The sequence below is a fragment of the Opitutaceae bacterium genome (assembly GCA_041395105.1).
Taxonomy (GTDB): domain Bacteria; phylum Verrucomicrobiota; class Verrucomicrobiia; order Opitutales; family Opitutaceae; genus B12-G4.
Genome location: JAWLBB010000001.1, coordinates 1,233,037 through 1,260,000 on the forward strand (window position 1 = coordinate 1,233,037; position 26,964 = coordinate 1,260,000).

Sequence of the window (26,964 nt, forward strand, 5' to 3'; positions counted from 1 at the left end):
TTCCCGAACGATGTCCGACCCGAAGGAGCACCCGCCTGTCATTGTCATCACGGGCGCCAGCCAGGGTATCGGCGCGGCTCTGGCGGATGTATTTGCCCGGGAGACGGGCTGTCGTCTGGCCCTGCTGGCCCGGAATCGGGACCGCCTGGAGGTGGTGGCCGCGGCCTGTCGGTCGTTCGGCAGGGAGACCCTGGTGTTTGCATGTGACGTGACGGACGCGGCGGCGGTCGAAGCGGTCTCCCGGCAGGTTCTCGATCAATGGGGAGCGCCCCACGTCCTGATCAACAATGCCGGTCGCTTTATCGGAGCATCCTTTCTGGAAACCTCGATCGGGCAATTCGACGACTTGATCGCGGCCAATCTGCGGACCGTTTTTCTGGTATCGAAGGCCTTTGTCCCGGCGATGGTGGCGGAGGGGCGGGGCCATGTCTTCAATATGTCGTCGATCGCCGGTTTGGATGCCTATCCCGGGGGAACCGCCTATGGTGCCGCCAAGTTTGGAGTGACCGGGCTCAGCCGGGTGATGCGACGGGAATTGATGGATCACGGCATCAGGGTGACCACGGTTTTTCCCGGAGCCACCTTCACGCCTTCGTGGGATGGATCCGGAGTATCCGCGGAGGTGATGATGCCGGCGGAGGATGTGGCCCGTTCGTTCTTCGACGCGTGGAAGATGAGTTCCCGCACGGTGGTGGAGGAGATCATCCTGCGTCCGATCGGCGGCGATCTTTAGGTGGAGCGTCCTTCTCCGTCCGTCGGCTGGTGAGGGCTGAAGCCGAACTGATTTCGACACGGCGCCGAGTTGGCGTCTCCCGTGTTCATGAGGTCACCTGGACACACCAACGAGTCCTCATCCCGAGGCGACGAACCGGAGTGGACTTCCGGGTGATGCCTATTCCCGCTCGAAGGCGCGCAGGCGTGCCATCAGCGGCTGGGCCGGAGGGGGCACGCGCAGCCAGGTGCTGAGCAGGACTTCAGGTGAGGAGTAATTCGTGTTGTAGAAGGCCTTGTTCGCCTTGTCGTCGACGGAGACCCATCCACCCTTGACGGTGGCGCCGGCAAACAGGCCGGAAGCTGCGGAATAGACGAGGACTTCGGCTTTGAAGAGATCGAAATTCTCGGTGTTCTTTCCGACCGGTCCGGCGACCGCCTTGGCATCGACGCCGACATTGAACCGTCCGGTGTAGGCCCTGGTGACGGCATCGTCGGACATGAGCAGATAGATGTTATTGACTTCGGTGTAGCCGGCCTGGAGTCCGAAGCTGGCCTGTCCGGCGGTCACGAATCCGGGAGTGCCCCATTGGCCGGTCTGGGGAATGCGGATGACCATGACGCCGGTTCCTCCCTGGCCGCCGAAGATGAGACCGCCTCGATATTGGTTGAGGATGATGATGCCCTTGGCCTGGCGCAGGATCTCGCGTGGAATCGTCGTCTCGGCATTCATCATGATCAACTCGAGAACGTACTCGGCCGTGGTCATCCGGTCGGCCAGTTTTTCGGTGTACGGTTTCTTTTCACCGCCGTAGGTGACCGACGCGAGGGCGACCGAGAGGAAGATGAGGAGGAGGGAACGCAGGTTCGTCTTCATTTGAAATTGAGGATCAAGGAGTGAGGACAGTCGAATTCGACCAAAAAAGCAATGGCTAAGACCGCCTCTAGGCCGTCCCTTTTGCAGGGCCCGTCGACAGGCCATTGATGAATCGTGCCTGAAGACGGATCGTCGTAGATGGGAAGGTCTTCAGGATTTGTTCTGTCATGAAGACCTCCAGACAGATCGGCTGTTCCTTCATCCGGCATCAATCCTGCCGCCGGGCGGAAATCGTTGAGTGACTTCGCGGAGGACCTCTTCGTTCGACCGGAGTTTCCCGGGGCCGACCAGAACGTTGAGGCGTTCGATGATTTTCTGGATGATTCCGTCCGGGCAGGAAGCCCCTCCGGTGATGAGGATGGTGAGCGGTTCCGGCGCGGCGGGAAAGGTCAGGTTTTCGGTCCTGCCGCCCGCAGGATCGCCGGAATTGGCGGGGAAATGGTAGTGATCCACGGAGTCGAGGGAATGGATATCACGTTCCGACTGGATATAGACTGCCCGCGGGCCGAGTTGCCGGGTGCAGAGTCGGTAGAGCTGATAGGTATTGGAACTGTTGCGACCGCCGACGACGATCGCCCGGTCGGGCTTGAGGGCGAGAGCCTTTCCGAGGGCGTCCTGGTTGACCTGGGTGGCGTAGCAAAGGGTGTCGCCGCGGCTCTGGCCGTAGAGGTGGTCGCGAATCCGGTCCGGACCGAACTTGCGTGCAAGGATTCCCTCGAAGTAGTCGATGATGGCCACGGTTTCGTTGCGCAGAAGTGTGGTCTGATTGACCACGGCAATCCGGTTGAGGTGCCGGGTCGGGTCAAACCCGTCGGTGTGACGACCGGCGAAAAAGCTCAGTTCCTGCCGCAGAAGAGCGGGATCGGTTTCGAGGATCATCCGCCCGATCCGCCGGGCCTCGTCCAGGTTGCGGACAATCAGGGCGGGAGCGTTCTGAGCCGTATTGGAGAAAGTGGCCTTGGTTTCTTCGTGCTCTGATTTTCCGTGAATGATGACCGTATAGCCGTCGTGTCCGACCGTGCGGGCGACCTTCCATACTTTTTCCACAAGCATGCAGGTGGCGTCGTGGGCATGAACGGCAATTCCCCGGGTGATCAGGCGGCGTTTGTCCTCGTTGGTCGCGCCGAAGGCCGGGATGATGACAATATCGTCGCTCGTCAGGCTGTCCCAGTAGAGTCGGCCGGATTCGGGATCGGGCAGCGGGACGCCCCGGTCGGTCTGAAGGTAGCGCAGGCCGCGCATCCGGAGGTCCTCGTTGACGAAGGGATTATGGATGAGCTCGCTCAACATGAAGACCCGGCGGTCGGGGTATTGGCCGAGGGTTTCATAGGCGCGCTCGATTGCGTTCTGAACGCCGAGACAGAAGCCAAAGTGACTGGGCAGGATGTAGCGGATTGCGCCGAAATCGAGCAGGGCCGGTTCGGCCGAGGTGCGTTCGCGGCTGCGCTTGACCTGCTTGATCGCCTCGCAAAGCGGGCTGAGGTAAAGTCCCCGGGCCCGGGAATCGAGGAGGTAGGCATCCCGGTTGCGTTGCCGGTCGGTCCTGAAGCGATAGATGTAGTCGCGATCCGTGAGATCGAGGTATCCGATGCGGACGGCATGGGAATGCAATTCGGGGATCATCGCCTTGATCAGAGGCGAGACCGCGTCGGTCCGGGTGGAGAGGGCGGTCAGTTCGTCGATGGAGAACGAGTTTGCCTCCGATTGATCGGGGTCGCGGTGTGGCGAATGACCCGCGTAGCGGGCAAAGAAGACCTCGACCCGACCGATTTCCGGATCGGAGAAGCTGAACCCCCGGGTGACCGGGGCGGGCTGACCGCTGAAGATCTCGACCTGCCGGGCGGCCGCCATCTCCACCTCACCGGAAGGAACCCTGGATTGAAAATGAGTCGGCATCCAGGGCCCACCGGATTCGCCCTGCCGGAGGAGGAGCCGGTTCTGCGGGTCGAAGAGGAGGATAACGAGAGAGGTGTGGGTGCCCATATCCGGCATGTGTTCGGTCAGTCTGTTTCGCGGAGCGTGGTGGCGTCGAGCGAAACCATCTTGAGTGCCAGTTTGCCCAAGGCGTCTTCCGTCTCAAGTGAGGTCTCGACTTTAGGGAGGCCCTCGTCTTGGATTTCGAGTCGAAAGGCAGGGTGATTGACGTGAACAATCCGTGGCATGTCGTCCTGGGAGGCGGACCCCTGGGCATGGGGGTGGCCGATCGTCTGATTCGCCAGGGACGTCCGGTCCGGGTGGCGACTCTTTCCAGCGATCCCGATCTTCCCGGTGCGGAGTGTGTCCATCTGGACGCGTCGGATGCCGACCGGGTTCACCGGATCTGCGCGGATGCGGCCGTCCTGTATTTCTGCGCGAGTCCCCCTGGAGATGCTCCGGATGAATTGGTTCTCATGGTTCAGGGAGTGACCGCCGGGCTTGCCCGCGCCGGGTGCCGGCTGGTTTACGCTGAGTCGCTTCTGGCCTGCGGGCCGTGCGATCCTCATTTTCAGGAGACCGGCCGGCACCACCCGGTCGGACCGGAAGGGCGGGCGCGGGCTGCCGCGGTGGCGCATATCATGGAGTCCCACCGTATGGGCCGACTGGGTGTCGACGTGGTCCGATCGTCGGATTTCTTCGGTCCCAAGGTGACCCGTGGTTATCTGGGGGAGCGTGTCTTCGGGCCGGCCATTCGGGGTGGGTCGATCCTTCTCCGGGGAGATCCTGAAGCCCGACACGACTTCTCCTATGTGGACGACTTTGCCCGGGCCATGGTGGGGATTGGTGGAGAGGCCGGAGCTTTCGGTCGGATCTGGCATACCCCACCGGTGGTGCCTTCCCGGACCAATCGGGAAATGATCGACAGGATCATCGAGCTGGCGGGGTCGGGAGCGACCCGCCATTTCCTGCCTGAATGGCTGGCGTCACTGGAAGCCGGGCTCAGCCGACAGGCCCGGCGGCACCAGGAGTCGGCATTCTTGAGGAATCAGCCCGTCGTTGTGCAGGCGACCCGACTCAAGATGCGGTTCGGCTTTACCGCCACCCCGACCGACGAAGCGATCGGAGCGACCATCGAGTGGTATGGAAAACAGTGGCCGGGACGCAAATCGTCGGCCTGATCGGCTCGGCGGACCCCCGTCAGTTTTCCAAGGTCGGCGTAGCGGATTTCATGGCCCCACTCTCCATCTCACTGGATAGGCCATCAAACCAATTGATGTACATCTCCTTTTCCCTGGAGAGATCGTCCTTGGCGATGGTGAAACGTACTCCGCCCATCTGGTCGACCATGGCGAGGAAGCGGTGACCGGTCTGCGAATCGGCCAATTCGAGTTCCACAACGGCCCGGCCGATGTCGGCTACCTGCACATCGCGACTGTTGATTCCCTCCGGAGAGGAGACGTCGGTGATGGCGGTGCGGACGCGAAGCGTCTTGGGACCCGCGACGGGGACCTTCATGAACCGGTCCTTCAATTTCTGATTGAGCCACTCGTTGAGGTATTGAGTCAGCCGTTCCTTTTCCGCCGCGGTCAGATCGAGGCCGGGTTTCAGGTAGGCGAAGGAGACCGGATCAATGACCACCTTGCCGTAGTCCTTGAGGTCGGCTTCAGGATCGATGTAGATCTTGCGTCCAACAACCGCGAATTCCGGTGCCTTGGCCAGCTTGAGAGCGGAATAATCCCCAAGGAAGCCGCTCTCGGGAAGATTCGGGATCTGGTAGGTGATCTGTCCTCCGGGGACTGGATTATCCGGCGTCGTGCAACCGGAAGTGATCAGAAGCGCCGCGGCGGCCGCGGCGGAGACGATGAGGACTCGCGAAGAATGGAACATGTTAATGGCGTTTGAAGATTTGACCGTTTCTCATTTGAGCAGGCGATACCGGGCAGGCAAGCCCGGTTTTCGATTCGGAGCCGAACGAAAACGGATTCCTGGTGGCTGCCTTCAGGCCAGGTTCTTGTGACTTCCGTCACAGAGCGGGGATCCGGCGGTGTGCTTGCAGTTGCACAGGGCAACGCGTTTCTTTTCGGTCACGGTGTATTCCACCGGTTCGAAGCCGCTGCCGGCGTGGGATCCGTCGCACCAGGGCTGATCCTTGGAACGGCCGCAGGCACACCACCAATAGGTTCCGGTCTCGAGTTCGAGAACGGTCGGGCGTTTTGAAGGGATTTCAGGTTGGTTCATGAGGAAAAAGGAGGCAGGGTCGGGCTTTCGCGGTGTCGCCCGATCATGGATCAATGCGCTTCCGGATCAATGGAATTCGACACTCTCTTCATCGAGGATGGCGGCGAGCCCGGGATGGTCGGGTGAACGCAGCGATTCCACCATGTCCTGGATTTCCTGAGGCGGAGGCGTGGTCAGGCGGGAAACGGTCAGGGTGGCCGCGAAATTCAGGAGCATGCCGGCGGTGCCGATACCCTCTGCCGAAATCCCGAGCCAGGGGGTCATCCCGAAGTACTTGACTGCCGTGATGTAGAAGGTGGTGAAACCGAGTCCGACAATCATGCCGGTGATGGCGCCCGCGCGGTTGGTGCGCTTGTCGAAAATGCCGAGAACGATGATGGGGAAGAAACTGGCCGCGGCCAGGCCGAAGGCGAAGGCCACCACCTGGGCCACGAATCCCATCGGGTGAATGCCGAACCAGCCCGCGATGAAAACGGCCACGAGGATCATGAACCGGCCGACAAGGACGCGCTGCTTCTCGGTGGCCCGCGGATTGACCAGTCGATAATAGAGGTCGTGGGCGATGGAGCTAGAAATCACCAGAAGCAGGCCGGAGGCGGTTGAGAGGGCCGCGGCCAGCCCCCCCGCGGCCACCAGGGCGATGACCCACGGGGCAAGCGCCGCCACTTCGGGGGTCGACAGGACGATGATATCCCGGTCGATGGTGACTTCGCTCAGCGCGGAGTCGGCGCTCAACTGGATGCGACCATCGCCGTTCTTGTCGTCGAACTTCAGGAGCCCGGTATTCTCCCACTTGCCGACCCAATCGGTCGCCTGGATCTCTTCGATCGGCCGGTCGTGAAGGCTGGTGATGAGATTGAAGCGGGCGAAAGCGGCCAGGGCCGGTGCCGCCGTGTAGAGCAGGGCGATGAAGAGCAGGGCCCAGAAAGCCGAATAGCGTGCTGCCCGGACGGACTTGACCGTGTAAAAGCGCACGATGACGTGGGGAAGGCCGGCTGTTCCCACCATCAGGGCGATCGTGATGAAAAGGACATCCTGGATCGGCTTGTTGGCAAAGGGCGTGGTGTATTCGGCAAAGCCGAGATCGACCTGGAGCTGATTGAGCCGCTCGACGATGTCGCTGGTCGTGAAGGCGATCTGGGGCACGGGATTGCCGGTCAGCATCCAGGCGAGTGCCACTGCCGGGATGAGATAGGCGATGATCAGCACGGTGTATTGGGCGACCTGGGTCCAGGTGATCCCTTTCATGCCGCCGAGAACCGCGAAGAATGCCACGATGATCATTCCGATGATGACACCGTGGTTGATGTCGACCTGAAGAAAACGGCTGAAGACGATGCCGACCCCTCGCATCTGGCCCGCCACGTAGGTGACGGAGACAAATACGGCGCAGATGACGGCGACCACTCGCGCGACCTTCGAGTAGTAACGGTCGCCGACGAAATCGGGGACGGTGTACTTGCCGAATTTCCGCAGGAATGGGGCCAGGAGCAGGGCGAGCAGGACATACCCGCCGGTCCATCCCATCAGGTAGATCGACCCGTCGTAGCCGAGGGTCGAGATCAGGCCGGCCATCGAAATGAAGGATGCGGCCGACATCCAGTCGGCCGCCGTGGCCGCCCCATTGGCGATCGCGGGCACGCCTTGACCGGCCACATAGAAGCCCGAGGTGTCCCTGACCCTTGCCCACCAGCCGATATAGAGGTAAACGAAAAAGGTCAGGCTGACCAGGAGGTAGGTCCAGGCTTCGACTGTCATTTCTCAGCGTCCTCCCGGTCTTTGCCGTAGCGGTGGTCGAGGGTGTCCATCCGCCGGGCGAAGATGTAGATCAGCGCCACGAATACGAGGATGGATCCCTGTTGCGCCATCCAGAATCCGGCGGGCAGTCGGCCGACAGAAAAAGCGTTGAGCGGTCTGACGAAGAGGATGCCGGCTCCGATCGAGACGAGAGCCCAGATGGCGAGAAGGATGAGAATGAGGCGGATGGTGGAACGCCAGTAGCCGTTTTCGGGTGGGGGCACGGGGTAGGGGGGACAGGGAGTGGGGGGAGACCGGGACGGAGCGGAAACTTGAAAAGATTCGCGGAACGGCGCAATGCTCTTTTCTTTCTGCCGTTCAAAACCTTTCCGTTCATGCCGCACTCCCGCCGCTTCTACTACAAACAGCTCCGCCGCCGATTGGCAGAGGGGTTTGAGCGGCTGACTCTCGGGCAGTTGCGTCAGTTCTATTTTCTCGCCCTGATGGTCGGCATTTTGAGCGGTTTGTCGGCCGTGGCTTTTCACAAGTCGATCGATTGGATGGATCACCATCTGATCAAACGGGCCTCCATCGCCGACGGGCCATGGGTCTGGATCGGTTTGATCCTGTTGCCGGCGTTGGGCGGGCTGCTTGCGGGATTTCTCGTGCGCTACTGGGCGCCGGAGGCGGCGGGCAGCGGCATCCCTCAGACCAAGGCGGCCTACTACATCAAGTTCGGACGGATCCGATTCCGGACCGCGGTCAGCAAATTCGTTCTGGGCGCGCTGAGCATCGGCACGGGCAGCAGTCTGGGGCGTGAGGGACCGACCGTGCAGATCAGCGCCGCCCTCGCTTCATGGCTCGGTCGCTGGCTGGGTCTTCCGCCCAAAATCGTCATGCGCCTGATTCCCCTCGGGGCGGCCGGCGGGATCGCAGCGGCCTTCAATACGCCGCTTTCCGCCATCATGTTCGCGATCGAGGAGATCATGGGCGACCTGAAGCACCGGGCTCTTGCGGCGATCGTTCTGGTTGCGGTCATCGCCGCCGTCATCGAGCGGGGCCTGCTGGGCTCGAGTTCGCTCTTTGCGGTGCCCAGTCACGTGGATTTCCGGCCGATCGAGTTGATCTGGAGTCTCTTTCTCGGGATCCTCGCCGGGGTGTTTTCGCATCTCTTCGTCGGCTTGCTGTTGCGGATCCGACAGAGGGTGCGGCAGGTCCGGGGACGATTTACCTGGGCCTTGCCGGCTGTCGGCGGTCTCGCCACCGGATTGATCGGAACGGCGGTGTTTGCCTGGTCCGGTCATCTCGGGATCTTCGGAATCGGCTACGAGGATCTCTCGCTCGCTCTCTTCGGCAAGCTCGGGCTCGCGCTGCTCATCGTCCTTTTCATCGGCAAATTCCTCGCCACGGTCCTGTGCTACTCGACGGGAGGGGTCGGAGGCATCTTCGCCCCGACGCTTTTCCTCGGCGCCATGCTGGGTGGCGCACTGGCCACCGGGCTCGATCTGATCCCGGGGATTCCGCCGATCCAGACCGGTTCGCTTGCCCTGATCGGGATGGGGGCGATGTTTGCCGGGATCATCCGGGCTCCGGTCACCTCGATCCTCATCATTTTTGAGCTGACCGGGGATTACGCGCTCATCCTGCCGATCATGCTGGCCAATCTGATTGCCTACGCACTGGCCTCCCGCTGGCGGAAGATCCCGATCTATGAAGCCCTCCTGCTGCAGGACGGCATCAATCTCCGTCAGTTCCCGATCCTTCGCCCGACCGCCAACTGGCAGAACCTTCCGGTCAATACGATCATGACAAACGACGCGGTGACCCTGCGCAAGGACGAGATGCTGCCCGAAGCGTTTGCGGAGATCAAGGGCCGGACCTTCATGCTCTTCCCGGTGGTTGACTCAATGGGCCGCTACAGCGGCATGGTTCATCGAAAGGGAATCACCAATGTGGTGGAAGCGCATCCCGAACGGACGGTTGGTGACGTCCTGATCACGCCGGAGATTCCGATCTGCCATCCCGATCAACCCATTCGTGAGGTCGTCGGCCTTTTCGTCAAATCCGCGCACACCACGCTTCCGGTAATCAGCCGGGTCCAGCCGGGGCGCCTCCTGGGGGTGGTCACCCTCCACGACATCACCCGCCAGCAGTTCCTCAACGAATCGCAGGGGGAGTGAGGCGCACTCTTGAGACGGCCCTTGAGGCTGTCTCAGTCGATGAAGACCTCGACGCTGAAGACGCCGGTGCATCCCGGTTCAACCCAATGCAGACCGAGGCCCGTCTCGGGGCTGTTCGGGGGGCCCATCCACGGCTCGACACAGTAATAGGGGACTTCGGGGCCGCCGGTCCAGGTGACGACGGTCATTTCGCGGGTCGGTTTGGCCTGGGAGCCGATCTTCAGACGGAGGCGGCTTCCTGTTTCCGTGTCCTTCACCGTCACCCTGTCGGATGTCAGGTCGGTATGGATACGGTCGATCAGGCCGGGCGCGTCGAGGGTCTCGGGTCCCGGGTGGTGATCGGGTACGGGCTCGAGCAGGCCCCGGGTGTTCTGGCGCCACGCTTTCCGCGCGGGGACCCGGATCCGGTAGTCCTTGCGGTGTCCGCCGTCCCTCCAGGGAATGGCAAAATAGAAATGATGCCCGGCCGACCAGGGCAGTCGGCGGCTTCCGAGATTCTTCAGGCGGAACTCGACGGAGAGCGCGAGTTCCTGGAAACGGTAGGCCACGGTGAACTCGTAGTCGAAGGGGTAGGCTTCGGCGGTCTCCGCATCCGGCTCGAAAACTGCGGTGAAACCGTGTTCATCCGCGCGGGAGAGGGCGAATCTCCCCTGGCGGGCAATGCCGTGCATCGGCATGGGGCGGACGGTTCCGTCCGGGTCCTTCCATTGATGAATGGTCCCCTGGTGAAAAGTCCTCGCCGAGAAAGGGAAGAGGATGGGGTTGCCGCCGCGGGCTTGAGCGATCCCGTCGAGGGACTCCATCTCGGGCCAGTGAATAATGTCCCGGAAAGACCCGTCGGCCAGCCTCAGGTGCCAGTTCATCAGACGGGCACCGCTTTCCGGGAAAGCAAGGAAGGTCGAGTTCCCCACCTGCCATCGACCGATCCGGCGTCCGAGATAGTCAATCCTCTCCATCAAAGGGCAGGCAAACCGGATACGGGGGCCGCCGCAATCCTATTTGCGGATCAACTGATCACCTTCTCTTGCCTTTCGCATTGTTCATCCTACCATGATGCCATTCCCTCTTCAATGAAGGTTCCTGTTCTGATTCTTCTCGTCTTCCCGTTCATGTTCCTGTCCGCATTGCGGGCGGAAGAGGCCCCTGCGGAGGAGTCCCCGGCGGAATCGGTTGAACCGGTACCGGACTTGACCGAGCCCGGGGAGGTGCCGCCCAAGGTCTATGTCATCCCGATCGAAGGGCAGATCGGCAAGCCGACCCTGTATATCGTGCGCCGGGGGGTGAAGGAGGCGATAGAAGCGAAAGCGGGCACCATCATTCTTGATATGGAGACGCCGGGAGGCGATCTCGCCTCGACTCTTGAGATCATGACCATTCTCGATCGCTTCGAGGGATTGACCGTGACCTACATCAACAGCGAAGCCGTCTCGGCCGGGGCGTTCATCTCGGCCGCCACCGACGAGATCCACTTCGCCCCGGATGGTGTCATCGGAGCGGCGGCGCCGGTTCAGTCGACCGGACAGGAGATCGACGAGACCATGAAGCTGAAGATCGAGAGTTATCTCAAGGCGAAGATCCGTTCGATCACGGAGGACCACCCGATGCGTGGTGAGGTCATCTCGGCCATGGTGGATCCGGAGTTTGAATTGAAGATCGGAGACGAGATCATCAAGCCGAAGGGGGAACTCCTCAGCCTGACCGCGAACGAGGCGATGAAGGAATACGGGGATCCCCCGCTCCCCCTGCTCGGGGCGGGCATCAATCCGACGGTCGAGGATCTGATCGAGAAGCTGACCGGGACCAAAGCCTACGAAAGGCGGGATTTTGAGGTCACCTGGTCAATCAATCTGGCCCGATGGCTGACGGTGATGAGTCCGCTCTTTCTCGGATTGGGCTCACTCCTGCTCTTCATCGAGTTCAAGACGCCGGGATTCGGCGTCTTCGGGATCGGCGGTCTTCTCCTGATCGGTCTGGTCTTTTTCGGTCACCATGTCGCCGGACTTTCCGGCAATGAGGGGTTCCTCATCTTCCTGCTGGGTTTTCTCCTGGTCATCGTGGAAATCATTTTCTTCCCGGGGTTGATCGTGCCGGCCGCACTCGGCGCGATCCTCATGCTGGGAAGCCTGATCTGGGGCATGACGGACGTCTGGCCCAGCGGGAGCTTCGAACCAAGCTGGGACCTCCTGACCACACCTCTCTTCAATCTGGCAGCGGGTCTGGCCATCGCCTTGGTCTTCGGTCTTCTCTTTGCCCGGTTTCTGCCGAAATCCGTCTTCTGGAGCCGGTTGGTTCTGGCAGCGGAGAACCGCGGCAGCGCGTCCGGAGTGGCCGCCAACGAGTCACCCGCCGGCGGACCTGCTCCGGGCAGTCTGGCCACGGCGGTCACGGACCTCTTCCCGAGCGGCCAGATCGAGTTCGAGGGCCGGCGCTTTGACGCCCACCTCGAGGTGGGCACGGTCGGGCGTGGAGGGACCGTCCGGGTCATTCGGTATGCGGATTTCGCCTACATCGTGGAGGCCGCCGAATCATGAGCACCATCCTCGCCCTTTTCGCTCTCGGGAGCCTTCTCATCTTTTTCGAAATTTTCCTGCCGGGCGGAATCCTCGGAGTCGCCGGCGGCCTGGCCATTCTCGCAGGGAGCGCCATCGCCTTCATGGATTACGGATCCGACGGCGGAACGCTGGCGGTTGTCGCGGGAGTCGCCCTCTTGATCTGCAGCCTGATCATCGAGTTCAAGTTTCTCCCGAAGACGCGGCTGGGTCGGCGGCTTTTTCTCTCGAAGGCGGATTCCGGAGCATCCCAACCGCCGATTGCCTCGGACGATGTCGTCGGCCGGGAGTGCCAGGCCGAGACCACCCTGGCTCCATCCGGAGTGGTTGTCCTTGACGGGAAGCGCTATGAGGCCTTCTCTCAAGGAGGCTACGTCGAGCGGGGGAGTCTGCTCATCGTCAAGGGAATGGATAATTTTCGCCTGATTGTCTCAAAACCATGAACCTGAACCTCATCATACTTGTCGCCATCAGCGTCCTCGGCCTGGTCGTCGCGCTCTGGTTTTTCGCTTTCTTCTTTGTCTGGCTCCGGGCCGCACTGGCCGGCGCCTACGTCAGCCCGGTCACCCTGGTCGCGATGCGCCTGCGGCAGGTGCCTTACGGGGTGGTCGTCGATGCCCGGGTCACCGCGCTCAAGGCCGGGATCGACCTGACGGCCGATGAGCTGGAGGCCCATTATCTGGCCGGCGGCAGCCTCATTCCGACGGTTCAGGCGATCATTGCAGCGCAGAAGGCCCGGATCTCGCTCGATTGGACGCGGGCCTGTGCCATCGACCTGGCGACGAAGGGGTCGGGCAAATCGGTTGTTGAAGCGGTGCGTACTTCGGTTGATCCGAAGGTGATCGATTGCCCGAATCCGGAGATGGGCCGAGCGACGATCGACGGAGTGGCGAAGGACGGCATTCAGGTCAAGGTGCGGGCGCGGGTCACGGTGCGGACCAACCTCGATCGCTTTGTCGGCGGGGCCAAGGAGGAGACGATCATCGCCCGGGTGGGCGAAGGCATTGTCACCACAATCGGTTCCTCCGAGTCCTACAAGACGGTTCTCGAGAGTCCCGACTCCATTTCCAAGGTTGTCCTCAAACGCGGTCTCGATGTCGGATCGGCCTTTGAGATTCTCTCCATTGATATTGCGGACGTTGATGTCGGTGAGAACGTGGGTGCGAAGTTGCAGGAAGCCCAAGCCGAGGCGAACAAGAGAATGGCCCAGGCCCAGGCGGAAATCCGACGGGCGGCGGCGGTCGCCCTGGAGCAGGAAATGAAAGCCCGGGTTCAGGAAATGCAGGCGAAGGTGGTCGAGGCGGAGGCGCAGGTCCCGCTTGCCATGGCCGAGGCTTTCCGGTCCGGCAATCTCGGCATCATGGACTACTACCGCATGCAGAATATCCGTTCGGATACCGATATGCGCGACTCGATTGCCCGGACGGACGAAGGAGAATCCAAGTAGGATTCACGATTGACTGCCCGGCGCGTTGAAATGGGCCGGGCAGCCGGCACAATCACCTGGAAACATCCCGAATGGACTGGCTGATCGAAAACTTCGGCAAGCTGCTCCCCATCATCCTGATGGTGATCTATTTCTGGGTGAATGCGAAAAAGAAGGGCTCCGAAGAAGACGAGCCCGGCGGCGGTGAAGCCGATGCGGATCAGGCGGAACGGGCGAGAACCATCCAGGAGGAGATCCGTCGGCGGATCCTGGAGCGCCAACAGGGAGCCGCACCCAGGCCGCGGGTCGCTCCTCCGGTTCCGGTGGAAGAGGGCCTGCATCAGGCGCAGACCGCGGCGGAGCGAAGCGGGGAAACCTGGTCGGCTCAACCGGCCGGAGAAGTCTACGAACGGGCGAAGCCGCAGGGTGACTACGCCCAGGTGCTGGAGCGCCAGAGGCAATTGGCGGAGCGTCTCGAGCAGGCCCGTCGCCTGACGTCCCGCAACCTGGAGGCACGCGACCGGAGCCTTGCGGCGTCCGCGATGACAACCTCACCGGTCCGGCAGGCCCCGGAAGCGGTCGGGACAAGCGTCAACCCGCTTCGAAAGACGCTGCTCGGCGATCTGAGTGACCGGAAGGGCCTGCGTCGGGCCGTCATTCTGCGTGAAGTACTCGGGAAGCCGGTCGGGATGCGTTCCTGATAAGCGCACCGGACAGTCTCTGCCTGGTGAAAGAAGCCGCCTCAAGACCGCGGGTCTTGGGGCCTCTCGATTGAGCCGTCACGGCTGCCCGGTCGTCGGACACCACACCAGCCGGATCCGGCGCCTTCCGATGGATACGGGGAAATCTGTCGGCCTTGGACGAACCCAGGGATCAGTTGAAGGTCGATCGACCGATACCGTCGGTGGGCATCCGGAATCGCTGTCCGCCTTTCTCGACGAGCAGGTTGGCTCCGGCTGTGTAGGTGATGAGGATGGTCCCCCGCTTGGTCACCGAACGGGTTTCGCCCCGGGCGAGGGGGCCCTGGAAGAGAACGTCGCCCCCATCAATCTCGGTCACCTTGACCCGGACTTCCTCCAGGGCGATCAGGTTGATCGTCTCGCTGTCCACTGCAGTCACGGTTCCGTTTTCGTTGTCGGCCCGGGAGTTTCCTCCCGATCCCACAATCGCCTGAATGACCCAGACGAGGACGGCGATAGCCAGAATCCCGCTCAGAATGATACCGCCGATTTTGAGGTAGACCGTGTTGTCCAGACGGACAAGGTCCTTCCAATCGCCGCGGGAGCCGGCCGGAGGGCCCGGGGGCTTGGGCGCAGCGGCAGGCCGGCTTGGTTCGGGATGGGGGTCGTTCTCTTCGTGAGAATGGCTCGGCTCAGGTGGCTTTGGTCGTTCCTGAATCTCCATCCGGCCGAAGAGCTCGCGCGTTTCCTTTCTCGACTTCGTTTCGCCAAGAAGGGTGGACGTGTAGTCGGTGACGATCGTTTCCGGATTGATCCGTAGAAAGCGGGCATAATTCCGCAGGAAACCGCGCACATAGATCTCCGGAAGGTTGATGTCGAAGTTGCTCTCCTCGAAGCGCGCGAGAAAATCGCTGCGGATCTTGGTGGTTTCCGCGGCTTCGCGAATGGATATGCCCCGCCGTTTGCGGGCTTCTTCGAGACGTTCTCCGATCGATTGCATGGGTATGACTGAGAGCGGAAGTATACAGGCTTGCGGACATTAGGCGATGCCGAATTCCCACGGATTTCAATCCCGGAACGCACCCGTCGGCGCAAAAGACGCCTCTCAGGGCCTACAGCTCGTCGAGATCGATGAGGATGTCCCGCGGGGTCGATCCGTTTTCCGGTCCGACCACCCCCTTGGCTTCGAGGACCTCCATCAGACGGGCGGCGCGGTTGTAACCGATTCGCAGGCGGCGCTGAAGCATCGACGTGGACGCTCTCTTGGTCGAACGGAGAACATCGAGGGCGGGCTCGTACATTTCGTCGTCGGTCTCGAGATCACCGGCATCATCGTCGCCGGGCTCGTCGATCTGGCGTTGCACATCCTCGGCGAAATCCGGCGGACCATTCTGCTTGAGGAAGTCCACCACCCGGGTGAGTTCGTCGTCCGAGACGAGTGACCCCTGGGCACGGACAATCTTGGCGGTGCCCGGCGGCGAGAAAAGCATATCGCCCCGTCCGATGAGTTGATCGGCGCCACCCGTGTCGAGAATCGTGCGGCTGTCGACCTTGGACGCGACCTGGAATGCGATCCGGCAGGGCAGGTTGGCTTTGATCACTCCGGTGATGACATTGACCGAAGGGCGCTGGGTGGCGATGATGAGGTGGATGCCGGCGGCGCGGGCCAGCTGGGCGAGTCGGGCGATGCCGGTCTCGATGTCCGCCGGGGCGACCATCATCAGGTCGGCCAGTTCGTCGATGATGACCACGATATAGGGCATCTTCTCCGGAATCTCCAGTTCACCCGAGCGCGGCACCTCGAGCCCGAGACCGTCGCGGTCGCTCTCAAGTTCGGAGGAGGAGGGAGCAGCCGGGGTTTCCTGTTCGAGTTTCTTGCGGCCGTTGAAACCGGCGATGTTGCGAACCCCCACTTTGGCGAAAATCTGGTAGCGCTTCTCCATCTCGGTCAGAAGCCACTTGAGCGCCCCGGGCACCTTTTTCGGGTCGGTCACGACCGGAATAAGCATATGGGGGAGGTCGTTGAACTGCTTCATCTCGACGATCTTGGGATCGACCATGATGAAGCGGAGATCCTCAGGGCTGGAGTGGTAGAGGAGTGACGTAATGATACTGTTGATACAAATGGTCTTGCCGGACCCGGTCGCGCCCGCGATGAGCAGGTGGGGCATCCGGGTCAGGTCCGAGATGAGCGGCTTGCCTCCCACGTCGCGGCCAAGACCGATGGGGATTTCCGCGCCCGCATGGGCCCAGTTTTCCGACTCGATGATTTCGCGGATGCCGACGGGGGTCGGGGTCTTGTTGGGGACTTCGACGCCGACGCAGCCCTTGCCCGGGACGGGAGCGAGGATGCGGACAGACTGGGCCCGCATGCCCAGGGCAATATTCTTGTCGAGGCCGGCGATCTTTTCGACCCTCACGCCCGGGGCCGGGTAGACTTCGTAGCGGGTGATGACCGGTCCGACGTGAATCTCGCCAAGCGAGACTTCGACGCCGAATTCCCTGAGGGTGCGCTGGAGAACTTCGGCATTGGCGGAGTGTTCTTCCTCGTTATTGCCCGTGGCCAGCGGATCGACCCCTTCATTCAGCAGGTCGAGGGTGGGGAAGACGTAACTGCCCTTGCGCAGCGGTCGATTGGCGGGGGCCTTGCGGGTCTTTTCGGGCTCGACGATGATGACGCCGGGATGGCCCTTCTTCTTTCGGGGAAAATCTGCGGACTCTTCTCCCGGAGCGATCGGGGGCGGCGTGCTTTCAGCCGGCGGTTCGGGCTTTTCCCGTTTGGGCAGGCTGAATTTTCCGGCGGTGGGTGAACCGGCAAGGGAGGCGCCTTCGGCGGTCGCCGGCCGAGGTGCGGCCTTTGCCGATTGCTTTTCCCGCCGGCGCGCTTCCCTGGCCTGCCGCTTCAGCTCGCGACGTTCGGCCCGGCGCTCCTTTCGGGTCGTCCGCCACTGGTGAAAGCTTTCGAAGAAGCCGTCAACCTGGGCGCCGAAGTCCCGGGTGAAGACGAAGAACCAGGCCATGCCATAGGCGGCCAGGAAGATCGTGAATGAACCGAAGGTGCCCAGCAGGTCGGCCAGGAGGCGATTGTAGATGAGATCGCCCACCATGCCGCCGGCGTCCTGCGGATAAATGCTTCGGTCGACCAGATTCTTGGGCATCGAGGCCAGGCCGCAGGCCGCGATGATACAGACAATCATGGCCGTGATGCGGGAGAGGGCGACCCGCTTGACCCGCCGAACCAGGATCCAGCTCGTCCAGAACAGGAAGAGGGGGACCAGCCAGCTGGCGATTCCGATCAGGGAGAATGCGTAATAGGATACATCCGAGCCGAAGAGTCCGACCAGATTGGTGTCGGTCGGGGTCGTGGTGATCTGACTGCTCTGTTCGGCCCGGTAATCAATGAAGGAAACCAGCAGGAGGACAGCGACGACAAAGCAGAGGACGGCCCAGAACCACTTGGCGCGGTTGCGGGGTGCCTGAAAAGTTGGAACGCTTTTTGGGTTGGAACTCTCCTTCTTGGCCATTTGAGTAGCTTGAGGGCACTTTGGTGAACTCGCCGACTTCCTCCGATTGAATCAAAGTGCCTTCTAAATAAGTTACGGCCGCGGAGGGAAGTCAATGAAGGGCTTTAGGCCGGTCCCGCCACGTTCTCCCGGTCTCGGATGTAATCAACCCATTTCAACGTCTTCTTTTCAGTCTTTTTTTACCCGCATGTTCACGTCCATCCTACGATTCCAGCCGCTCTACCAGGAACGGGTCTGGGGAGCCCGGACCCTGGCAGACCGCATGGGGCGGTCGCTGCCTCCGGGTCGACCGATCGGTGAGAGCTGGGAGATTGTCGACCGGCCGGAAGCCCAGTCGGTCGTTGTGGACGGTCCCTTCGCCGGAATGAGCCTTCGAGCCCTGATCGAGGCGCACGGCGATCAGCTGATGGGTCCGGCCTACGATCGCGACCGGCCGTTCCCGATTCTGGTCAAATGGCTGGATTGCGCGGACCGGCTCAGTCTTCAGGTGCATCCGCCGGCCGCTGTGGCGGACCAACTCGGCGGAGAGCCGAAGACGGAAAACTGGTACATCGCGTCCGCCCGTCCCGGAGCCCACCTCATCGTTGGTTTGAAAAACGGAGTCACCCGGGAAGCATTTGAATCCGCCATGGCCAACTCCACCCTCGAGCAGGTCGTCCATCGGTTTCCGGTCTCCGAGGGCGATTCGATCTTGGTCGAAAGCGGTCGACTGCATGCGATCGATGCGGGCAACCTCATTCTGGAAATCCAACAGAACTCCGATACCACCTACCGGGTCTACGATTGGGGTCGAACCGGGCTCGATGGAAAGCCCCGCCAGTTGCATGTCGGGCAATCGATGCGGAGTATCGATTTCGGGGACTTTGAACCGCAGCCCCTGAGATTTGAGGCGGGGGATGCGGTCCTGGCCGAATGTCGGGAATTCCGGATTCGCCGATTTACCCGGAACCCGGGTTCTTTTCTTCGCCTGACAGCGGGCGAAGAGCCCAGGATCCTGAGTGTGATCGCCGGTCGGGTCCGGATCGCCGAGCGGACGCTGCGGGAGGGCGACAACGTGATTCTGCCGTGGTCGGGCGATTTTGCTCTTGAGGCTGAGGCAACCGCGACCTTCCTGCTGACTGACCATTTTGCCTAAGCTTCCACACAGTTCCACGATTCTCTCCGGCTCACCCTGCGCCGGTGGGATCCTGCGCAGTGTCGTGGTTGGGGTCGTTTTTCTTGGGGCGGTTCTGACCCTGGCCTGGATGCTCCTGGGCCGATTCGCCTTCGAACGTGAACTGGCGGTGCGGACGGGATTTCCGGTGGAAATCGAGAGGTTCTACTGCAATCCGTTCAGAGGGGAGATCCGGGCTAATGCGATTTCCTTCGGGAACCCGCCGGGATTTCCCAATTCGCTTTTTCTGCGGGTGTCCGGGCTCGATCTGACAATCAAACCGTTGTCCGTGCGTGGCGAAGCTCTTGAGATACCCGAGCTCTCACTAGTCGTCGATCAACTGAGTCTGGTTGTCACAGAGACGGGACAGATGAACACACGCGTCTTCAGTGACGCCCTGGATGGGCCGGGCACGACCGGAGACGGTGTTTCCAGTGGGCAGACGGAAAAGAGTTTCATTATTGAACACCTTCTGATTGAGATTCAAGAAGTTGATATTGAAGACCTTAGCTCCGGTTCGGTTTTTGTCCGGCGTTATCGTCCGGCCATTCGCCGCGAGTTCGAGAATGTGAGGGATCTGGACGTGGTGGTCCGAACCCTGCTGGGGGATCTCCTGCAGGCGGGCCTGGAGGCCTACGCACCGGACGTCCTGACGGTCATCCCGGCCCGGCTGGCCGGGCCGGCCGGACCGGTTTTTCTCCAGGGTGACGAAAGAATCAAGGCGACCATGGATTCGGTGATCGAGCTTTTGAAGAATCGCTTTGATTCGCCGGCCGAAGAACCGTAGAGCCTTAAAGTTTATTCGATGACGAAAGCCAAGCAAGAGCACGAACAAGAGATCGAGACCACCGGTCAGGTGGCCAAATCCACGCAGGGGGATGTCCCGGGTGATTCGGATGCGCTCGAAGTGGTCGAAGGCGCGGAACCCACGCTCGAGCAGCAACTCGAGGCAGCGCGGGCCGAGGTGGAAGCCAACCGGAATCTTCACCTTCGGGCGGTGGCGGATCTCGAGAATTACCGGCGTCGGAGCGTCCGCGAGCGGGAGGAACTGCGCCAGTTCGCCACGTCCAGCCTGGTCGAGGACCTGCTGCCGATTCTCGACAACCTGGCCCTCGGCATAGCCTCGGCCCGCCAGGAAGCGGATCCGAAGGCGGTGGCGGATGGAGTTTCCATGGTCCTGGACCAGTTCAAGGGCGTCCTCAACCGGTCGGGTCTGGTCGAAATCAATCCGGCTCCGGGCGACGCCTTCGATCCCCATCAGCACGAGTCGCTGGCCCATCAGCCCAGCGATTCGGTGGCCGCCGAAGCCATTCTCCAGGTTGTCAGGGTGGGTTATTCCCTCAACGGTCGCCTTCTCCGGGCTGCCTCCGTCATCCTGTCCAGTGGCCCGGCCGCTGGGAAGAACGACCGGTCATGACGATTCCCACTACTGAACCGGGGGGACGGGTTCCCGTTCGGCACTTGAACCGACATCTCACGGTCCGGCAGACCGAACGAACGCATGAGCAGGGTTAAGGAAGACTATTACGAACTCCTCGGGGTCAGCCGGCAGGCGACAGCCGACGAGATCAAGAAAGCCTACCGCAAGCTGGCGGTTAAGCACCATCCGGACAAGAATCCGGGAAACAAGGATGCCGAGGAGATGTTCAAGAAGATCTCCGAAGCCTACGAGGTGCTCAAGGACGAGAACAAGCGGGCGGCTTACGACCGCTACGGTCATGCCGCCTTTCAGCAGGGCGCCGGTCGCGCGGGCGGCGCCGGCGGCTTCCATGATCCCTTTGATATCTTTCGGGAGGTCTTCAACAGCGGCGGCGGGGGCGGCGGGATTTTCGATGAATTCTTCGGCGGCGGAGGGGGCGGTGGAGCCCAGCACGGTGGTGATCTCCGCTACGACCTCGAGATCGGCCTGGAGGAAGCGGCCAGCGGGGTGGAGAAGGAGATCTCCTTCCGCAAGCCGGTGGCCTGTGATGCCTGCCATGGCTCGGGTGCGGAGCCCGGGTCGCAATCCGTTCGCTGCACAACCTGCCAGGGAAGCGGGCAGGTGACCAGCTCGCGCGGCTTCTTCTCCTTTCGTCAGACATGTCCCCATTGCAACGGAGCCGGAGTGCGGATCGAGAAGCCCTGCCGGCGCTGCTCCGGTGAAGGGAGGGTCAATGCCAGTACCAAGATCAAGGTCCGGATTCCGGCCGGAGTGGATACCGGATCCAAGTTGCGCTCCGCCGGAAACGGCGAAGCGGGAGCAATGGGAGGGCCTCCCGGCGACCTCTACATCGTCCTCCATGTTGCCGATCACGACGTTTTCGAGCGGCAGGGTGACGACCTTTTCTGCGAGATCCCGATCAAGTTCACCCTTGCGACCCTCGGCGGGACCATCCAGGTGCCCACGCTCTTCGGCCGCGCAACCCTGAAGATCCCTCCAGCCACCCAGAGCGGAACCACCTTCCGTCTGAAAGGAAAGGGCATGCCCAACCTGCGGGGTGGCTACTCAGGCGACCAGCTGATCCGGGTCCACGTGGAGGTTCCGACCTCACTGAGTTCCGAACAGCGCAAGAAACTCGAGGAGTTTGCGGTGGCCTGTGGCGACGCCGATGAACCGGTCGCCAAATCCTTCATCGACAAGGCCAAGCGGTTTTTCGGCTGAACGGAACCGGGTTTGCACTCGCCAAACCGTCCGGGGATAGCAGACATTGATGCGTGATGCGTGTGGTCATTCTCGGTTCCGGTCGCGGCTCCAATGCGGAGGCCATTCTTGAGGCTCAGGCAGACGGGAGACTGGGACGGGCCCGGGTTGTCCATCTTTTCACGGATCAGGCGCAGGCGCGGATTCTGGAGCTCGGTCCCCGCTTTGGCGTGCCGGCTTCCTTCATCGATCCCGCTCCCTTCCGGACCAAGCTGGAAGGCGAAGGTGAACGCCGCTACATCGAGGCGATCGGATCCTGCCGGCCCGACCTGATTGTTCTGGCCGGTTTCATGCGGGTCCTGAAAGCGGGTTTCCTTCGAGCCTTTTCCGGCAAGATCATCAACCTGCACCCCAGCCTCCTCCCAAGCTTCCCGGGTCTCGACGGAATTGGTCAGGCTTTCCGGCACGGTGTCAAAGTGACGGGATGCACCGTTCACCGGGTCAACGAGGAGGTGGATGCGGGGCAGATCATTGATCAGACGGCGGTGCGGGTGGAGGCGAGGGACACCTTGGAGACGCTCAGCGAGAAGATCCACCGGGCCGAACACACCCTGCTGCCGGCGGTGATCGCCCGTTTGAGTGAGGGGTGAGAAATCCCTATCTATGGCCATTCACGAATGTCGAGTCGCCGTGAGAGCGGAGTTGGGAGCGGATCTGGAGGATTTCCTTAACGAGAACGAGGAGAGTGGCTGGATGTTGATCGAGGATCCGGTCGCCGGGTTGGCCGTTTTGAAGGGCTTTTTCGAGTCGAAGGACGAGGCGACCCGGGCCTGGTCCGGATTGGCCGATCGGGTGAAGCCCTTCCTGAAGCCAGGTGACCCGGTCTTCAGCGAACTGGCGGATCAGGATTGGAGACTCAGCTATCGGGAACATTTCAAAGCGTGGCATTCCGGCCCGATTCACTGGGTGCCGGTCTGGGAGAGGGAATCCTATGCGGTTCCTCCGGGCGACGTCGCCGTCTGGCTCGATCCGGGAATGGCCTTTGGGACCGGCAATCACGAGACCACCCGACTCTGCCTGAACCGGCTGATTGCCTTTGATCGATCGCGTTGGGCAGGAAGTGCAGTCATCGATGCGGGTTGTGGTTCGGGAATCCTCGCGATCTCGGCCGCCCGCCTCGGCTTTGGCCGGGTCCGCGGGTTTGACCTGGATCCGGAAGCGGTCGTCATCGCGCGCAAGAATGCGGATCTCAATGGCCTCGCGGATCGATTGGTTTTCTCTGAGGGTGATCTGGAATCCGGTCTGGCCGGCGTGCCTGCCGACGTCGTGCTGGCCAATATCCTTTCAGACGTCCTCGTGCGATTCGCGGACCGTCTGATACAGTCAGTCTTGCCCGGTGGCGTCCTCGTCCTCAGCGGCATCCTCTCGTCGGAGTTGCCCGAGGTCAGGGCGGCTTTCCGGGAACTCGCGCCCAACGCGCCGATCGAATCGGCCACCTTGGGCGAATGGGCGGACCTCCTCATCCGTCTTTGATCCCGGAAAAGAAAAAGGGGCGGCCCCGAAGAGCCGCCCCTTGAATTTCGATCAGTCCGCGGGTTCAGAACCTGAACTGCAGGCCGGCGTTCACGGTCAGTGGCGCCCCGAGGAAGGTTTCAGCACGCTGAGGGCTGTGTGACGGCGCACCGGGAACACCTTCGAAGCTGCTGTTGTCAGTCGCATCCGAGACATAAACCTCGTCAAAGAGGTTGAAGACGTGGAGGAAGACCGAAGTCTCGACATCGCCGAAGATGCGAACCGGCAGGCGGTAGGATCCGTGGAAGTCGAAGACGGTGAAGCTCGGGATCTCCCAGGCCTGTCCCCGATCGGTCTCATCCTGGCGGGACGACGGATCATAATCGGCCCAGTAACGGCTGTAAGTACGGCCCTGGAGCTTGAGGGAAAGGCCGTTGACGGGGAAGAATGTAACGGCATAGGCGAACTGGGTCTGCGGGGCGTCGCCCACCTGAAGATCCTTCAGATAGAGCTTGCCCGAATTGGGGACGGGATTGCCGGTGGTGATGTCGTACTCCTCGAACGGAGCATCCGCAACGTAAGTCCAGTCGCCAATCGAGACGGCGGCATCGAACCGCAGCCATTTCAGAGGCAACCAGGCGGCTTCGGCCTCGATCCCCTGGTAATCCGAATCGACCCCGCGCTGATAGGTGATCGTGTTGTTCTGTTCGCTGACCGAGGAAATCGTCCGGTCGCGCCATTGGGTCGAGTAGACATTGGCCGAGACATTGAACTTTCGGTCCTTGGTCTCGTAGCGCAGACCTGCTTCGAAGGAGGTGAATTCCTCGTTGATCGGATCGATCAGGGTGCCGGTCACGTCATCAATGGCGCCGTCGAAGATCGGTGCTTTGGTCACCCATCCGGCGTTGACGAACGCGCTCAATTGCGGAGTGAAGGCATAATTCACGCCGCCCTTGATCTGATGTCCGTCCAGGCCGTTGCTCTCGAGGGAATAGGCTTCACTGGAGCCGGCTGACGCGCGCCGGAAGTTGTCCGTGTAGCCATAATCAATCGTCGAGTAACCGTAGACGCCGAAGGCATGCAGCGGCCCGTTGCTGTACTGGCCCTGGACGAAGAGACCAAGCCAGTCGACCGTATTGGAGTTGTTGTAGTCAACCGTGTCGCCGAGCCCGAGCCGGGTGTCGTTGCCGTTGGCCCAGAACTCGCTTTCCTGACCGGGGGCGGGGAGGTAGTAGTCGCCGCCGAGCAGATCTCGGATTTCCCGGAAATGGTCGAGTGAGGCCGTTCGCCAGTCCACTCCGGCGGTCATGGTGAAGTTGTCGGAGAATTCCTGGGTCAGTTTGGAGACAATCCCGTACTGATCCTGGATGTTCACGCTGTTGCGCAGGATGGCCAGCGACTCGCCCGCATTCTTGTCGCGGTCATCCCGCACGGTGCGGGTGCCTTCGTTGGCCGCGATCGTCTTGTTCCAGTCGTAGGCGCTGCCGTAGAGCGGATCGGTATTGGGCAGAAAACCAAAAGCCCGCGAACTGCTCTGGAAACCGTAGACGTTGCTGGTATTGTAGAGCGTACCGGATCCACCACCGCGGCCGCCCGAGTAATAGAAGACGGTGGCCAGCTTGGTTTTCTCGGCAAGGGTGGAGTACCAATTGACGTTGATCTGGGGCTTGTGAAAGTAGTTCTCCCGTTCGTTCAGGAAACCGGCGTCCTGCCGACTGTGCTGGCCACCCCAGTAGTACTGTTGTCCGGTATAGCTCGAACTCACCGGAGCATAGTTGGGATTGAACTCGAGGCCGGAATCCACCGGCCCGCGGGTGAGGGCACCTTCGATGTCCGCCTCGGAGTAGCCGAGAGACCGGGCGTAGTCGGCGTCGTAGGCCGCGATGTTGGAGGCGAAGGTCCGCTGACCGTGCCGCTGGGGCGAACCGATGGCGAAGAGCTCGATCCGGTTGCGCTCGTTGATCAGGATGGTCGAGCCGAAATAGTAGCCGGTTCCTCTGGTCCATGTGCCGCGGGCGTAGCCGTCGCCGGTCTTGGCGACGAGGCCGACGGTGAAGGCAACTCTCTCCTTGAGCAGGCCGGTGCTCAGGACGATGGTCCCTTTCAGAAAGCCGTTGCTGCCGGCTTCCAGCTTGACCGAGCCACCGGCTTTTGAGGAAGCCGGATCGGTGATGATGTTCATGGTGCCACCGATCGAGGGAGTCGGCAGGGTCACGTTACTGAGTCCCCGCTGCATCTGGATGGTCGCTGTCACATCTCCCAGCCCGTCCCAGTTCGACCAGTAGAGCCAGCCGTTCTCGATGTCATTGGTTGGGACACCATTGATCAGGATCGAGACATTTCGCTGGTTGAAGCCGCGGACGTTGACCCGTGCGTCACCGGCGCCTCCGCTGTCGGTCGTCGCGTAGACTGACGGCGTCGTGTTCAGCACCAGCGGGATATCTCGGGAGCCCAACTCGGCCGCGATGGTCTCCTTCGACATTTCGGTAAAGGCCACCGGCGTCTCGCCGGGAATGGCCTGATCGGAGAACGTTTTCATGCTGGTGACCTCGAAAGCCTCGAGTTCGACCACCGGAGATTCGGGTTCGGTCGAGGCGGAAGCGGCCTCTTGGGCGTGCAGACCGGCCCAGCCGGTAGCGACGGTCGCGAACAGACCAATCGTGTTCTTCAGATTCATTCGGATTCAGGTTCGTTTGTGGTTTGCCTTCCGGCATCCCGAAGCGCACCGCGCGCATATCTGAATGCCGGGGTAGGCTCGAAGATTTGCGGGATCATCGGCCGGGATCAATGTCGCTTTTTGATTGTGAACAACTTTATTGGCCGAATTGACACTCCTGTAACCCGGAGGTGGTTGAACGCCGGGGACGGGAGGGCATCCAGGACTGGCGCGACAGCTCAGGACCAGCCCGGATCAAGAGTTTTCCTGATCGCCCATCCCCGGAAATGTGGGTGGAGCGAAGCTGGATGTTCTACCCGGGTGGGGATTCGGTTCGGCTCGGCGGGAAGTCAGTCTTCCTTCGGGCCCGGAGCCTTCAGCTCGGTCTCGGGCGGGGCTTTGGTCTTCTCGGCCGCGATTCCCACGACGACGAATTCCATCGAGCCCACATCGTCCATGCCGAGGTTTCCGGTCAGAACGGCGGTTATCTGCTGGCGCAGCCGATCCGAGAAATCGCGAATCCGTGCGGATTCGCGGAGTTGCAGCTGGATCCGTGTCTGCATGCGCCCGCCGCTTGTGCCCACCGCAACTTTGGCGCGGACAATTTCCGGAAACGATTCGCAGGTCCGGGCGATGACATCTTCAAGGGCCTTTCGGGCGATGGTGACGGATCCGTTGTCCGCGGTAAAGGCGGTCACCCGGTTCTTGGGGCGGCGGATCATCGACCAGAGAAGAACCACGAAGAACGCGGTGCAGAACGCAAAGATGACAATCGTCAGGTAGATGTCCGGTATTGCGGCGATCATGATTTGGGGAACGGGGAAGGCGATTGCCGTCCCCGTCGGAGAGCGGTCAATTGCTGTCGGCGTGGTCCTGGGATTCCCAGTCGTCGCTCCGGTCGGAACCGGACTTGGCGGCCGCGGATGGCATCTTGACTCCCTCGATGACCACATCGACCCGTTCAACCGGTTTTCCGGTCATGGTCGTGACCTGTTTGCTGACGGCAAGCTGGACTTCATAGGCCGTCTTGGCCAGTTCGGTGCCGAATTCCATGATGACCCGCAGCTCAATCAGGTAGTTGCCGTGTTCATTCTCGCTGACCCGGACTCCTCGATCGGATTCCTTCTTGGAGAAAAGATCGGCGATGCCGTCGACGAAGCCGCCTCCCACACCGCTGACGCCGT

26 protein-coding genes (1 of these 26 only partly in view) are annotated in these 26,964 nt (G+C 61.6%); 13 read left to right on the forward strand and 13 right to left on the reverse strand.

The window, feature by feature from the left end; all coding sequences use genetic code 11:
- The first annotated feature begins 10 nt into the window (after nt 1–10).
- The gene (locus tag R3F07_04835) at nt 11–733 is read left to right on the forward strand and encodes an SDR family oxidoreductase (GenBank protein MEZ5275688.1); all 723 of its coding nucleotides are present in this window, start codon (nt 11–13) and stop codon (nt 731–733) included.
- A 159-nt stretch (nt 734–892) separates the two neighbouring features.
- Here R3F07_04835 and R3F07_04840 read toward each other — a convergent pair whose 3' ends face one another.
- The 3 genes from R3F07_04840 to R3F07_04850 all read right to left on the reverse strand — a co-directional run bounded on the left by R3F07_04840 (nt 893) and on the right by R3F07_04850 (nt 3,750).
- The gene (locus R3F07_04840) at nt 893–1,588 is read right to left on the reverse strand and encodes a lipid-binding SYLF domain-containing protein (GenBank protein ID MEZ5275689.1); all 696 of its coding nucleotides are present in this window, start codon (nt 1,586–1,588) and stop codon (nt 893–895) included.
- A gap of 198 nt (nt 1,589–1,786) precedes the next feature.
- On the reverse strand, nt 1,787–3,571 hold the full coding sequence (locus R3F07_04845) for a 4-hydroxy-3-methylbut-2-enyl diphosphate reductase (protein ID MEZ5275690.1): 1,785 nt from the start codon (nt 3,569–3,571) through the stop codon (nt 1,787–1,789).
- A 17-nt stretch (nt 3,572–3,588) separates the two neighbouring features.
- The gene (locus R3F07_04850; GenBank protein MEZ5275691.1) at nt 3,589–3,750 is read right to left on the reverse strand and encodes a hypothetical protein; all 162 of its coding nucleotides are present in this window, start codon (nt 3,748–3,750) and stop codon (nt 3,589–3,591) included.
- Between R3F07_04850 and R3F07_04855 the strand changes: the two genes are divergently transcribed.
- Complete coding sequence (locus R3F07_04855) at nt 3,733–4,683, forward strand: NAD-dependent epimerase/dehydratase family protein (protein ID MEZ5275692.1); 951 nt, start codon at nt 3,733–3,735, stop codon at nt 4,681–4,683. The two genes, R3F07_04850 and R3F07_04855, sit on opposite strands and share 18 nt — an antisense overlap.
- A 19-nt stretch (nt 4,684–4,702) precedes the next feature.
- On the opposite strand, the gene R3F07_04860 is transcribed toward R3F07_04855, so the two are convergent.
- The 4 genes from R3F07_04860 to R3F07_04875 all read right to left on the reverse strand — a co-directional run bounded on the left by R3F07_04860 (nt 4,703) and on the right by R3F07_04875 (nt 7,764).
- Nucleotides 4,703–5,392, reverse strand: a complete 690-nt coding sequence (locus R3F07_04860; protein ID MEZ5275693.1) for a DUF3313 domain-containing protein — start codon at nt 5,390–5,392, stop codon at nt 4,703–4,705.
- 111 nt (nt 5,393–5,503) lie between these two features.
- A complete protein-coding gene (locus tag R3F07_04865) occupies nt 5,504–5,743 on the reverse strand; it encodes a CDGSH iron-sulfur domain-containing protein (GenBank protein MEZ5275694.1) in 240 nt (79 codons plus the stop codon).
- A gap of 66 nt (nt 5,744–5,809) precedes the next feature.
- Nucleotides 5,810–7,501, reverse strand: a complete 1,692-nt coding sequence (locus R3F07_04870; protein MEZ5275695.1) for a sodium:solute symporter family protein — start codon at nt 7,499–7,501, stop codon at nt 5,810–5,812.
- Entirely contained in the window at nt 7,498–7,764 is a 267-nt protein-coding gene (locus R3F07_04875; GenBank protein ID MEZ5275696.1) for a DUF4212 domain-containing protein, read from the reverse strand. Before R3F07_04875 ends, R3F07_04870 begins: the two co-directional genes overlap by 4 nt.
- Before the next feature lie 111 nt (nt 7,765–7,875).
- On the opposite strand from R3F07_04875, the gene R3F07_04880 reads away from it, so the two are divergent.
- A complete protein-coding gene (locus tag R3F07_04880; GenBank protein ID MEZ5275697.1) occupies nt 7,876–9,660 on the forward strand; it encodes a chloride channel protein in 1,785 nt (594 codons plus the stop codon).
- A 32-nt stretch (nt 9,661–9,692) separates the two neighbouring features.
- On the opposite strand, the gene R3F07_04885 is transcribed toward R3F07_04880, so the two are convergent.
- Nucleotides 9,693–10,616: an aldose epimerase gene (locus tag R3F07_04885; GenBank protein ID MEZ5275698.1), complete on the reverse strand. Its 924-nt coding sequence runs from the start codon at nt 10,614–10,616 to the stop codon at nt 9,693–9,695.
- A gap of 114 nt (nt 10,617–10,730) precedes the next feature.
- Between R3F07_04885 and R3F07_04890 the strand changes: the two genes are divergently transcribed.
- The 4 genes from R3F07_04890 to R3F07_04905 all read left to right on the forward strand — a co-directional run bounded on the left by R3F07_04890 (nt 10,731) and on the right by R3F07_04905 (nt 14,336).
- The gene (locus R3F07_04890) at nt 10,731–12,191 is read left to right on the forward strand and encodes a hypothetical protein (protein MEZ5275699.1); all 1,461 of its coding nucleotides are present in this window, start codon (nt 10,731–10,733) and stop codon (nt 12,189–12,191) included.
- Nucleotides 12,188–12,652, forward strand: coding sequence for an NfeD family protein (locus R3F07_04895; GenBank protein ID MEZ5275700.1), 465 nt, complete (start codon nt 12,188–12,190; stop codon nt 12,650–12,652). Before R3F07_04890 ends, R3F07_04895 begins: the two co-directional genes overlap by 4 nt.
- Nucleotides 12,649–13,656: a flotillin-like protein FloA gene (gene floA, locus R3F07_04900; protein MEZ5275701.1), complete on the forward strand. Its 1,008-nt coding sequence runs from the start codon at nt 12,649–12,651 to the stop codon at nt 13,654–13,656. Before R3F07_04895 ends, floA begins: the two co-directional genes overlap by 4 nt.
- Nucleotides 13,657–13,727: 71 nt before the next feature.
- Entirely contained in the window at nt 13,728–14,336 is a 609-nt protein-coding gene (locus R3F07_04905; protein MEZ5275702.1) for a hypothetical protein, read from the forward strand.
- 172 nt (nt 14,337–14,508) lie between these two features.
- Here R3F07_04905 and R3F07_04910 read toward each other — a convergent pair whose 3' ends face one another.
- Nucleotides 14,509–15,315, reverse strand: a complete 807-nt coding sequence (locus R3F07_04910) for a helix-turn-helix domain-containing protein (GenBank protein ID MEZ5275703.1) — start codon at nt 15,313–15,315, stop codon at nt 14,509–14,511.
- Between the two features lie 112 nt (nt 15,316–15,427).
- Nucleotides 15,428–17,839 (reverse strand): DNA translocase FtsK, encoded by a 2,412-nt coding sequence (locus R3F07_04915; GenBank protein ID MEZ5275704.1) that lies wholly within the window; start codon nt 17,837–17,839, stop codon nt 15,428–15,430.
- 187 nt (nt 17,840–18,026) lie between these two features.
- Here R3F07_04915 and R3F07_04920 point away from each other — a divergent pair, with 187 nt between their 5' ends.
- The 6 genes from R3F07_04920 (at nt 18,027) to R3F07_04945 (ending at nt 23,145) form a co-directional block, all read left to right on the forward strand.
- Nucleotides 18,027–18,974, forward strand: coding sequence for a type I phosphomannose isomerase catalytic subunit (locus tag R3F07_04920; GenBank protein ID MEZ5275705.1), 948 nt, complete (start codon nt 18,027–18,029; stop codon nt 18,972–18,974).
- A complete protein-coding gene (locus R3F07_04925) occupies nt 18,967–19,779 on the forward strand; it encodes a hypothetical protein (GenBank protein MEZ5275706.1) in 813 nt (270 codons plus the stop codon). The genes R3F07_04920 and R3F07_04925 overlap by 8 nt, the downstream gene beginning before the upstream one ends.
- A gap of 18 nt (nt 19,780–19,797) precedes the next feature.
- Nucleotides 19,798–20,409, forward strand: a complete 612-nt coding sequence (locus R3F07_04930; protein MEZ5275707.1) for a nucleotide exchange factor GrpE — start codon at nt 19,798–19,800, stop codon at nt 20,407–20,409.
- An 84-nt stretch (nt 20,410–20,493) separates the two neighbouring features.
- Nucleotides 20,494–21,633, forward strand: coding sequence for a molecular chaperone DnaJ (dnaJ, locus tag R3F07_04935; GenBank protein MEZ5275708.1), 1,140 nt, complete (start codon nt 20,494–20,496; stop codon nt 21,631–21,633).
- A gap of 56 nt (nt 21,634–21,689) precedes the next feature.
- Nucleotides 21,690–22,262: a phosphoribosylglycinamide formyltransferase gene (purN, locus tag R3F07_04940; protein ID MEZ5275709.1), complete on the forward strand. Its 573-nt coding sequence runs from the start codon at nt 21,690–21,692 to the stop codon at nt 22,260–22,262.
- 13 nt (nt 22,263–22,275) lie between these two features.
- Nucleotides 22,276–23,145, forward strand: coding sequence for a 50S ribosomal protein L11 methyltransferase (locus tag R3F07_04945; GenBank protein MEZ5275710.1), 870 nt, complete (start codon nt 22,276–22,278; stop codon nt 23,143–23,145).
- Nucleotides 23,146–23,209: 64 nt separating this feature from the next.
- Here the strand turns inward: R3F07_04945 and R3F07_04950 are convergent, their stop codons facing one another.
- The 3 genes from R3F07_04950 to R3F07_04960 form a co-directional block, all read right to left on the reverse strand.
- On the reverse strand, nt 23,210–25,801 hold the full coding sequence (locus R3F07_04950) for a TonB-dependent receptor plug domain-containing protein (GenBank protein ID MEZ5275711.1): 2,592 nt from the start codon (nt 25,799–25,801) through the stop codon (nt 23,210–23,212).
- A gap of 329 nt (nt 25,802–26,130) precedes the next feature.
- On the reverse strand, nt 26,131–26,586 hold the full coding sequence (locus R3F07_04955; protein ID MEZ5275712.1) for a hypothetical protein: 456 nt from the start codon (nt 26,584–26,586) through the stop codon (nt 26,131–26,133).
- Nucleotides 26,587–26,632: 46 nt separating this feature from the next.
- Nucleotides 26,633–26,964 carry the 3' portion of an Asp23/Gls24 family envelope stress response protein gene (locus tag R3F07_04960; protein ID MEZ5275713.1) on the reverse strand. The gene runs 115 nt beyond the window's last position, so 332 of the gene's 447 nt are visible here — the last part of the coding sequence; its start codon lies off the right edge, out of view; it ends in the stop codon at nt 26,633–26,635.

What these genes read in the sequence shown, in the direction of transcription:
- R3F07_04840 (MEZ5275689.1), bottom strand. Translation starts at nt 1,588, where the DNA reads ATGAAGACGAACCTGCGTTCCCTCCTCCTCATCTTCCTCTCGGTCGCC.
- R3F07_04945 (MEZ5275710.1), top strand. Translation starts at nt 22,276, where the DNA reads ATGGCCATTCACGAATGTCGAGTCGCCGTGAGAGCGGAGTTGGGAGCG.
- R3F07_04890 (MEZ5275699.1), top strand. Translation starts at nt 10,731, where the DNA reads ATGAAGGTTCCTGTTCTGATTCTTCTCGTCTTCCCGTTCATGTTCCTG.
- dnaJ (MEZ5275708.1), top strand. Translation starts at nt 20,494, where the DNA reads ATGAGCAGGGTTAAGGAAGACTATTACGAACTCCTCGGGGTCAGCCGG.
- R3F07_04870 (MEZ5275695.1), bottom strand. Translation starts at nt 7,501, where the DNA reads ATGACAGTCGAAGCCTGGACCTACCTCCTGGTCAGCCTGACCTTTTTC.
- R3F07_04850 (MEZ5275691.1), bottom strand. Translation starts at nt 3,750, where the DNA reads ATGCCACGGATTGTTCACGTCAATCACCCTGCCTTTCGACTCGAAATC.
- floA (MEZ5275701.1), top strand. Translation starts at nt 12,649, where the DNA reads ATGAACCTGAACCTCATCATACTTGTCGCCATCAGCGTCCTCGGCCTG.
- R3F07_04905 (MEZ5275702.1), top strand. Translation starts at nt 13,728, where the DNA reads ATGGACTGGCTGATCGAAAACTTCGGCAAGCTGCTCCCCATCATCCTG.
- R3F07_04880 (MEZ5275697.1), top strand. Translation starts at nt 7,876, where the DNA reads ATGCCGCACTCCCGCCGCTTCTACTACAAACAGCTCCGCCGCCGATTG.
- R3F07_04885 (MEZ5275698.1), bottom strand. Translation starts at nt 10,616, where the DNA reads ATGGAGAGGATTGACTATCTCGGACGCCGGATCGGTCGATGGCAGGTG.
- R3F07_04895 (MEZ5275700.1), top strand. Translation starts at nt 12,188, where the DNA reads ATGAGCACCATCCTCGCCCTTTTCGCTCTCGGGAGCCTTCTCATCTTT.
- R3F07_04835 (MEZ5275688.1), top strand. Translation starts at nt 11, where the DNA reads ATGTCCGACCCGAAGGAGCACCCGCCTGTCATTGTCATCACGGGCGCC.
- R3F07_04930 (MEZ5275707.1), top strand. Translation starts at nt 19,798, where the DNA reads ATGACGAAAGCCAAGCAAGAGCACGAACAAGAGATCGAGACCACCGGT.
- R3F07_04865 (MEZ5275694.1), bottom strand. Translation starts at nt 5,743, where the DNA reads ATGAACCAACCTGAAATCCCTTCAAAACGCCCGACCGTTCTCGAACTC.
- R3F07_04955 (MEZ5275712.1), bottom strand. Translation starts at nt 26,586, where the DNA reads ATGATCGCCGCAATACCGGACATCTACCTGACGATTGTCATCTTTGCG.
- R3F07_04950 (MEZ5275711.1), bottom strand. Translation starts at nt 25,801, where the DNA reads ATGAATCTGAAGAACACGATTGGTCTGTTCGCGACCGTCGCTACCGGC.
- purN (MEZ5275709.1), top strand. Translation starts at nt 21,690, where the DNA reads ATGCGTGTGGTCATTCTCGGTTCCGGTCGCGGCTCCAATGCGGAGGCC.
- R3F07_04845 (MEZ5275690.1), bottom strand. Translation starts at nt 3,571, where the DNA reads ATGGGCACCCACACCTCTCTCGTTATCCTCCTCTTCGACCCGCAGAAC.
- R3F07_04910 (MEZ5275703.1), bottom strand. Translation starts at nt 15,315, where the DNA reads ATGCAATCGATCGGAGAACGTCTCGAAGAAGCCCGCAAACGGCGGGGC.
- R3F07_04915 (MEZ5275704.1), bottom strand. Translation starts at nt 17,839, where the DNA reads ATGGCCAAGAAGGAGAGTTCCAACCCAAAAAGCGTTCCAACTTTTCAG.
- R3F07_04860 (MEZ5275693.1), bottom strand. Translation starts at nt 5,392, where the DNA reads ATGTTCCATTCTTCGCGAGTCCTCATCGTCTCCGCCGCGGCCGCCGCG.
- R3F07_04920 (MEZ5275705.1), top strand. Translation starts at nt 18,027, where the DNA reads ATGTTCACGTCCATCCTACGATTCCAGCCGCTCTACCAGGAACGGGTC.